The following is an 8,681-nucleotide window of genomic DNA, read 5'->3' as shown; positions in this document are numbered from 1 at the left end:
ATACCTGACAGGTGCCTGGGCATGCATGCGTGGCGATGAGCCCTTTGATACGGCCAAGCTGTTCAGCGCTGAGCACCTCAAAAAAGCTTGACCTCCAACAGAGTATCTACGTTTGTTTCGGGCCAGTGAATCCTGGGGGATTTGCGCGCGTACGCCTTGGCGCATGGCGCGATATTGCGTGGACAAACAAGGCGGTCGCGCGCGCCTGTCACAGGCGTTACTGGCCCGAAACAAATGTAGGAGCGAGCGCAGCTCGCGATGCGCCGCGCGGGCGGCGCTCGATCTCCCAGGCGCAGCACATATCCCGTCGAACCCCACCCAACTGCTACACCTGTCATGGCGAACACTCGCCGGCTCAGACCCTGAACGCCCGCACTGCCCGGTTCAGCTCACTGCCCAGGCTCAGCAACTGCTCGCCTTGCTCACGCCCTTCGCCAATGCGCTGCAGGTTGTCCTCACCCAGCGCATGAATCCGCTCGCTGTGGTCACGAATTTCACTCACCGCACCGCTTTGCTGCGCCGTGACATCGGCAATTCGCACGGCGGTATCAGAGATGGTGCGGATGGCACAGACAATCTCATCCAGCGCCCCATCCGCCGCCTGCGCCCGGCTGGCTGTGGCTTCGGCATGCTCAAGCTGCGCGCGCATGCCGGTCACCGAGCCCCTGGCTGCTTGCTGCAAACGGTCTATCAATGCCTGAATCTCGCCGGTAGCCCCAGTGGTGCGCTGCGCCAACGAACGCACCTCATCGGCCACCACGGCAAAGCCGCGGCCCATTTCGCCCGCCCGGGCCGCCTCGATCGCAGCGTTGAGCGCCAGCAGGTTGGTCTGTTCGGCAATGGAGCGGATCACCGTCAGCACGCCGCCGATGGTTGCCGACTCCTCTGCCAGTTGTTCGATCATGCGCGCGTTACCCTGCACTTCATCGACCAGCTCACGCAAACCGGAGAGGCTCTGGCCGATCACCGCCTGGCCTTGCTCCACCGCGCGCCCGGCATCGCGGCTGGCATCGGCGGCGGCGCTGGCATCGCCGGCTACTTGCTGGATGGTCGCCTCCAGCTCACCCAAAGCATCGCGAATCTGCCCGGTATCGCCGGCCTGACGCTCGGCACCGTCGTGCAGGGCGGCGCTCATGCCGGCCAAGGCGTGGCTGCTGCCGGCCACCTGCTCGGCGTTGTGGCGGATGGTGCCGACCAGTTCCACCAGGTACTGGCGCAGGCGGTTGAGTGATTCCTGAATATCCTGCAACTCCCGGTTGGTCTTGCCCAAGGCGATGGGCTGGGCAAAGTCGCCCTCGGCCCAGCGCGAGAGGGCCGGGGCCAGGCCGGTCAGGGTGCGCGCCAGGCGCCGCTGCAAGGTGTCGATCAACAAGGCGATGAGCAGGATCAGGCCAATCATCAGGCCTTGGATGATGCGCACCTCAGCAGCGATTTTCGCGTGCTGGCCACGCACCTCGGGCTCTAACCCAGCGATGGCCTGCTGCACTGCCTCCAGGCGCTGACCGGTGCTGGTGGCCAGGGCGACGCGGCGCTCGATCTGTTCGCGCGTGCGTTGCAGTTCGGCGGGGTAGCGGCCAAGCAGGCTTTGCAATTCACGTTTGAGGCCCACGGCAATGTCTTCCTGCTGGGCGCTGGCTTGGGTTTCCAGGCCCATCATGGCGGCGAAGTCGTCGGCGCCGGATTCAGCAGTGCGGGTTACGCCGAGCAAGGGCAGGGCGTCGATCACCTGGGCCTGGGTACGGATCAGTTGCAATTCGCGGTCTACCTCGTCGGCAAGCTCCGGGCGGCCGCTGCTGACCAGCTTGTCACGAGCCAGCGACAACCGGCCCAGGTGTACGCTGGCGTCGAGCAAGGGCAGCGAGTACCGGTTGGCGTCGGCGCTGCCGCTGTCGCGGGCATAACCAGCCAGTTGTTCGAAGTTGGCGCCCAGTTCCCGTTCTGCCTGCAGGAGCAAGGCTTGCGGGTCGCCGGCCAGTTTACCGGCGGCCAGCAGTTCATTGGCGGTGAAGGCGTGCAGGTTGTCCAGGCTGGGGCGCAGCTTGTCGGCCAGTTCAGCAGGCCAGTCGGCCAGTGCCGCCTGCAGCCGCTGGTTGGCCTCCATGGCGGCGGCATGGCGCAAGGCATCGCCGCTGCCCAGATACGCCTGGATATTGCCCGCCGCTTGGTTCTGGAACTGTTGGGACAGGCCCAGGTAGCGTTCCATCATCTGATAGGGGCGCTCCAGGGCCCGCTGCGACCACCACAAGGTAGCGCCCAGGGCTAGGCATACGGTCACCAGCAACAGGGTGTTGAAATTGGTCAGCCACTTCAGGCGCATAGCCGCGAACTTCCTGCGGGGGAGTGGGGGGTAGGCGCCTGAAGTTATTGCGATTTTGTGACCGGGTGATGACGTCTAAGGGCTGGCGGCAGAAAAAAAGTGGCACAGTGCCTGCATTGGTGTGATCTGCACTGGCCTCTTCACAGGCTCGCCTGCGAAGAGGCCAGTGCAGTGAGTGCGAATCTCAGGGCTCTACCCGAACTACGCAATTACGCCCAGCGTGCTTGGCCCGGTACAGCGCCTCGTCCGCTGCACTGGCCATGGTCAGTACATCCAGCCCCTCGTCCAGTTGCACCACCCCGGCACTGAAGGTGCATTGCAAATCCCGTGGCTGCGCCGGGTACAGAATTTCGGCAAAGCGCCGGCGAATCTCGTCCAGGACCTTGTGTGCCGCCTCCAGCGTGGTATTGGGCATGACAATGGCAAATTCCTCGCCACCATAACGGCCAATGAAGTCGGTCTTGCGCAAACGCTGCTTGAGAAACAGCGCAAGGCTTTTGATCACCCGGTCGCCCATGGGGTGGCCGTGGCGGTCGTTGATCTTCTTGAAATGGTCGATGTCGAGCATGGCAAAGCTCAGCGGCTGCTGCTCGCGGCGGGCGCGGAAACTGCAGTCTTCCAGCAGCTGCAGGATGTGGGTGTGGTTGTACAGCCCGGTCAGGCTGTCGCGCACCATGCGCGCTTTCAAGTGGCGGGCGCGGGCGGCGCGGTTGCGTACGGTGGTGACCAGGTGGCGGGAGCGAAACGGTTTGGTCAGGAAGTCATCGCCGCCTTCGCTCATGGCGTCCAGCTGCTTGTCCAGGTCGTCTTCGGCAGACAGGTAGATGATGGGCACGCTCACATAGCGGTCACTGTGGCGGATCACCTTGGCCAGCTCGGGGCCGGTGCAGGCTGGCATGTACAGGTCGAGAATGATCAGGTCGGGCTGGAAGTCCGCCAGCTCGGCCATGGTACGGATCGGGTCGGTCAGGCTGCGGGTGAGCATGCCGGCACTGGCCAACACCCGTTCGGTGTACAGCGCCTGGGTGCGCGAGTCGTCGATGATCAGCACGCGCAGCGGGTCATGCTGGGCGGCATTGGTCAGCAGTTCGACCTTTTCCAGCAGGCTGGAAGCCTCCAGACTGCCGGTGAGGAAGTCCTGGCCACCGGCACGTACGGCGGCCAGGCGGGTCGGGGTGTCGGCTTCGTGATGGCTGAAAAACAGCAGCGGGATGGGTTGCGCCAGGCCCTGCTGCACCCGGGCAGCCACCAGCAAGCCCAGGCCGGCGCCGGTGAAGTCGACATCCATGATGATGGCCGAGGGCGGGTATTCGCTGATCGAGGCGTAGAACGCTGCCGCACTGGGCAGTGCCTGTACCACCAAGCCAAAGAATTCCAGTTGCTGTGCCAGGCGCTGGGCACGCTCGTGGTCCTGCAGCAGGATGTACACCGGCTTGCGCACGGGTAGCAGGACCTGATCCAGTGGGTCGTCCTTGCGCAGGCCGCTACGCGACAGATGCGGGTCGGGGCAATGCGTGCTTGGCTCGACAGCTTGGCTCATGTCCTGGCTACTTGTAGGTTGGGATATGCAGGGGCAATGATGGCTCTATGCTAGCAGCTCTTTTCCACTGCATGAGTGCCCTGCATCAACAAAGCGTTCTGAACGAATATTCAGTTGCTGACTGATTGGTCGCTTATGCGTAAGGCAGTGTCTGCTTTATAGTGCAGCCACACGGGCTTGCCGTGGCACCCTGGCGCAGGCCTGTGGTCCAAGCCTCTGAACCGTCGTGACTGATTAAGGACAAAGCCATGCTGGACTGGAAAAACCGCGAGGCCAAAGCCGAGCCCCGCGAGCGTGTCGACGGCCGCGGCGCTGCCGCCCGTAGCTACCTTGGCGGCCTTTGGAGCCGTGCCCTGGGGACCCTGATCGGATTGTACCTGCTGGTGTGCATCGGCCTTGGCTGGTACTGGAGCCAGGAGCCTGCGCTGTTCCCGGTGCAGCAGAATGCCCAGGCCGCCGCCGAGCACGGCGGCCAGCAGATGGTGGTCGGCTACACCACCATCGAAACCCTCAAGACCGTGGCCGGTACCCTGTTGAACAAGCCGGGCGGCTACATCTCCAACGACCGCTTCCCGCCAGGCTTGTGGATGGACAACATGCCGAGCTGGGAATATGGGGTGCTGGTGCAGGTGCGTGACCTGTCCCGCGCCTTGCGCAAGGACTTCGCCCGTTCGCAGTCACAGTCTACCGAAGACGCCGACCTGGCCAAGGCCGAGCCGCGCTTCAACTTCGACAACAAGAGCTGGATCCTGCCATCGAGCGAGTCGGAGTTCGAAGAGGGCATCAAGTCGCTGACCCGCTACCAGACCCGTCTGGCGGCCGGCGACAAGGGCGCGATCTTCTACACCCGTGCCGACAACCTGAACAACTGGCTGGGTGACGTCGCCACCCGCCTGGGTTCGCTGTCGCAGCGCCTTTCGGCCAGCGTTGGCCGGGTCAAGCTCAACACCACGCTGAAGACCGAGTCGGTGGTTGCCGGCCAGGCGCCGCAGGTGGACGAGGAGGTGGTGGAAACGCCGTGGTTGCAGATCGACAACGTGTTCTACGAAGCCCGTGGCCAGGCCTGGGCGCTGTCGCATCTGCTGCGTGCCATCGAGGTGGACTTTGCCGACGTGTTGGCGAAGAAAAACGCCACGGTCAGCGTGCGTCAGATCATCCGTGAGCTGGAAGCCTCGCAAGAGCCTCTGTGGAGCCCGATGGTGCTGAACGGCAGCGGCTTCGGCATGTGGGCTAACCACTCGTTGGTCATGGCCAACTACATTTCCCGGGCCAACGCGGCAGTGATCGACCTGCGCCAGCTGCTTTCGCAGGGTTGATGATGGCGATCAGCCCGAACGAGGCCGCCCACCGGGCGGCTTCCGACCGTGAACTGGTCACCTGGGTAGACGAAGCCGACCAGGTACTGGGTGCCTTGCCCCGTGCCGAGTTGCGTGAGCGCGGCCTGATTGGCCGCTGCACGTTCATCCTGCTGTTCAACAGTGCCGGCGAGCTGTGTGTGCACCGACGTACCTTGAGCAAGGCGTTGTACCCAGGGTACTGGGATGTGGCGGCGGGCGGCATGGTCTCGGCCGGTGAGGCGTACACCGAGTCGGCGGCGCGTGAGCTGGCTGAGGAGCTGGGGATTGAAGGCGTAGAGCTGCGCTTTCATGAACGGTTCTACTTTGATCAGCCGGATAACCGCTTGTGGTGTGCGGTGTATTCGGCGGTTTCGGATGCGCCTTTGCGGTTGCAGCCGGAAGAGGTCAGCGAGGCACGGTTTGTCAGCCTGGAGCTGGCTGAGAGCGAAAGCCTGACAAAACCCTATTGCCCGGACTCTTTGGCGGCGTTGCAGCGCTACAAGGCAAGCCTGGGATAACCCATAGTCGCAAAACATTCGCAAAATGCCGCAATCCTGTACTTAGCAATTGCCGCATTTATCGTTACACTGCGCGCCCTTTTCGGGCTGCCGCAAGTCTTGCAGCAGTAGCGCCGCCCCTGCCAGAGTGGGGCTTCGCGGTCGGCCTCATCCCCAAGGCACGACCAGTTTTTGTCCTCTGCACCGAGGAACAAAAGTGGCCAAGAAAGCTTCTTCCTTCGCCGCCCTTGGCGGTCTCGTTTACTCCACCGACGCCGGTCGGCATTGCCCCGACTGTGGCCAGCCGGTGGATGCCTGCACCTGCAAGCAGCAGGTCATCCCCGAAGGCGATGGCATTGCCCGTGTGCGCCGTGAAAGCAAAGGCCGCGGCGGCAAGACCGTGACGACTGTCACGGGTGTGCCGCTTGCGCTCGACCAGCTCAAGGAGCTGGCCACCACCCTCAAGCGCCGCTGTGGTACCGGCGGTGCGCTCAAGGATGGGGTCATCGAAATCCAGGGCGACCATGTCGAGCTGCTGATCGCCGAGCTGATCAAGCAGGGCTTCAAGGCGAAAAAGTCTGGCGGCTGATTCGCCCGCGCGCTTTTTTGCCCAGTGCTTTCTAAACTCGTTGCCGTGGTCGGGGTCTATTCCTGGCACGGACGAATCGTCATTTTTGGCTTTTACACTGCGCCCGCCTCCTTGTGGGGCAGTGTCTTCGACTTATCTATAGGGGACTTGAATGTCCGTACGACGCACACGCAAAGACGATGGTAGCCAATGGACCGTGGCCGACAGCCGCAGTGTTTATGGCATCCGCCATTGGGGCGCTGGTTATTTCGCCATCAATGAAGCCGGGCGCGTCGAAGTGCGCCCCAACGGCCCTGACAGCGCACCGATCGACCTGTACGAACAAGTCGACGAGTTGCGCCAGAGCGGCTTGTCGCTGCCCTTGCTGGTGCGCTTCCCTGACATTCTGCAGGACCGTGTACGCCAGCTGACCGGTGCCTTCGACGCCAACATCGCGCGCCTGGAGTACCAGAGCCAGTACACCGCGCTGTACCCGATCAAGGTCAACCAGCAAGAAGCGGTGGTGGAGAACATCATCGCCACGCAAAACGTGTCGATTGGCCTGGAAGCCGGCTCCAAGCCTGAGTTGCTGGCGGTGCTGGCATTGGCCCCGAAAGGCGGCACCATCGTCTGCAACGGCTACAAGGACCGCGAGTTCATCCGCCTGGCGCTGATGGGCCAGAAGCTCGGCCACAACGTATTCATCGTCATCGAGAAAGAGTCGGAAGTGGCTCTGGTGATTGAGGAAGCTGCCGAGCTCAAGGTGAAACCGCAGGTTGGCCTGCGGGTGCGCCTGTCGTCGCTGGCGTCGAGCAAGTGGGCCGACACCGGTGGCGAGAAGTCCAAGTTCGGTTTGTCGGCTGCGCAGCTGCTTTCGGTGGTACAGCGCTTCCGCGATGCGGGCCTGGATCAGGGCATCCGCCTGCTGCACTTCCACATGGGCTCGCAGATTGCCAACCTGGCCGACTACCAGCACGGCTTCAAGGAAGCCATCCGTTACTACGGCGAGCTGCGTGCGCTGGGCCTGCCGGTGGACCACATCGACGTCGGTGGCGGCCTGGGCGTGGATTACGACGGTACCCATTCGCGCAATGCCAGCTCGATCAACTACGACATGGACGACTACGCCGGTGTGGTGGTAGGCATGCTCAAGGAGTTCTGCGACGCTCAGGGCCTGCCGCACCCGCACATCTTCTCGGAGAGTGGCCGTTCGCTGACTGCGCACCACGCCATGCTGGTGATCCAGGTGACCGACGTCGAGAAGCACAACGACGACGTGCCGACCATCGAAAACAAGGAAGCCTTGCCCGAAACCGTACAGTGGCTGGTCGACCTGCTTGGCCCGACCGATATCGAGATGGTCACCGAGACCTACTGGCGTGCCACCCACTACATGGGTGACGTGGCTGCGCAGTATGCCGATGGCAAGATCAGCCTGGGTGAGAAAGCCTTGGCCGAGCAGTGCTACTTTGCCGTCTGCCGCCGCCTGCACAACTCGCTGAAAGCCCGCCAGCGTTCGCACCGCCAGGTGCTGGACGAGCTGAACGACAAGCTGGCCGACAAGTACATCTGCAACTTCTCGGTATTCCAGAGCCTGCCGGACACTTGGGCAATCGGCCAGGTGCTGCCGATCATCCCGCTGCACCGCCTGGACGAAGAACCGATGCGTCGTGCGGTCCTGCAGGACCTGACCTGCGATTCGGACGGCAAGATCAACCAGTATGTCGACGAGCAGAGCATCGAGACCAGCATGCCGGTGCATGCGGTGAAGGAAGGTGAGGATTACCTGCTGGGTGTGTTCCTGGTCGGCGCCTACCAGGAAATCCTGGGCGACATGCACAACCTGTTCGGTGACACCGACTCGGTGAACATCTACCAAAACGCCGACGGCAGCGTGTACCACGCCGGTATCGAGACCCACGACACCATCGAAGACATGCTGCGCTACGTGCACTTGTCGCCGGAAGAGTTGATGACGCATTACCGCGACAAGGTCGCCAGCGCCAAGATCACTGCGCGTGAGCGGACCCAGTATCTGGATGCCTTGCGCCTGGGCTTGACCCGGTCTTCGTACTTGTCGTCGTAATTATCGGGGGGCGTGCGGGCGTCTGGTTGGGGTGATGCAGCGCCTGTGAGATCGAGCGCCGCCCGCGCGGCGCATCGCGAGCTGCGCTCGCTCCTACGTTTGTTTCGGGCCAGTTATGCCTGTGACAGGCGCACGCGACCGCCTGGTTTGTACGACGCGAAATCGCGCCATGCGCCAAGGCGTACGCGCGCAAGGCCCACAGGAATAATTGGCCCGAAACAAACGTAGATACTCTGTTGGAGGTCAAGCTTTTTTGAGGTGCTCAGCGCTGAACAGCTTGGCCGTATCAAAGGGCTCATCGCCACGCATGCATGCCCAGGCACCTGTCAGGTATTT

General features: G+C 62.9%; 6 protein-coding genes. 4 read left to right on the top strand and 2 right to left on the bottom strand.

The window, feature by feature from the left end; genetic code table 11:
• Window positions 1-355: 355 nt before the first annotated feature.
• Both DMX11_RS26555 and DMX11_RS25495 read right to left on the bottom strand, forming a co-directional pair.
• On the bottom strand, window positions 356-1,135 hold the full coding sequence (locus DMX11_RS26555; RefSeq protein WP_371921805.1) for a methyl-accepting chemotaxis protein: 780 nt from the start codon (window positions 1,133-1,135) through the stop codon (window positions 356-358).
• 1,366 nt (window positions 1,136-2,501) lie between these two features.
• A complete protein-coding gene (locus DMX11_RS25495; protein WP_110748516.1) occupies window positions 2,502-3,857 on the bottom strand; it encodes a diguanylate cyclase in 1,356 nt (451 codons plus the stop codon).
• 248 nt (window positions 3,858-4,105) lie between these two features.
• Between DMX11_RS25495 and DMX11_RS25490 the strand changes: the two genes are divergently transcribed.
• The 4 genes from DMX11_RS25490 (at window position 4,106) to speA (ending at window position 8,345) form a co-directional block, all read left to right on the top strand.
• Window positions 4,106-5,173, top strand: coding sequence for a DUF2333 family protein (locus tag DMX11_RS25490; protein WP_110748513.1), 1,068 nt, complete (start codon window positions 4,106-4,108; stop codon window positions 5,171-5,173).
• Between the two features lie 2 nt (window positions 5,174-5,175).
• The gene (locus tag DMX11_RS25485) at window positions 5,176-5,712 is read left to right on the top strand and encodes an NUDIX hydrolase (protein ID WP_110748510.1); all 537 of its coding nucleotides are present in this window, start codon (window positions 5,176-5,178) and stop codon (window positions 5,710-5,712) included.
• Window positions 5,713-5,908: 196 nt separating this feature from the next.
• On the top strand, window positions 5,909-6,280 hold the full coding sequence (locus DMX11_RS25480) for a translation initiation factor Sui1 (protein ID WP_103445820.1): 372 nt from the start codon (window positions 5,909-5,911) through the stop codon (window positions 6,278-6,280).
• 151 nt (window positions 6,281-6,431) lie between these two features.
• A complete protein-coding gene (gene speA / locus DMX11_RS25475) occupies window positions 6,432-8,345 on the top strand; it encodes an arginine decarboxylase (RefSeq protein WP_110748506.1) in 1,914 nt (637 codons plus the stop codon).
• Window positions 8,346-8,681: the final 336 nt, after the last annotated feature.

This window comes from Pseudomonas sp. LB-090624, from assembly GCF_003205205.1.
Lineage (GTDB): Bacteria > Pseudomonadota > Gammaproteobacteria > Pseudomonadales > Pseudomonadaceae > Aquipseudomonas.
Note: the sequence above shows the minus strand (reverse complement) of the source record. Positions and strands in the feature narration are given on the sequence as shown.

Coding starts and splice junctions, on each gene's coding strand:
- DMX11_RS25485 (WP_110748510.1), top strand. CDS start 5,176: ATGGCGATCAGCCCGAACGAGGCCGCCCACCGGGCGGCTTCCGACCGT.
- DMX11_RS25490 (WP_110748513.1), top strand. CDS start 4,106: ATGCTGGACTGGAAAAACCGCGAGGCCAAAGCCGAGCCCCGCGAGCGT.
- DMX11_RS26555 (WP_371921805.1), bottom strand. CDS start 1,135: ATGAGCGCCGCCCTGCACGACGGTGCCGAGCGTCAGGCCGGCGATACC.
- DMX11_RS25495 (WP_110748516.1), bottom strand. CDS start 3,857: ATGAGCCAAGCTGTCGAGCCAAGCACGCATTGCCCCGACCCGCATCTG.
- speA (WP_110748506.1), top strand. CDS start 6,432: ATGTCCGTACGACGCACACGCAAAGACGATGGTAGCCAATGGACCGTG.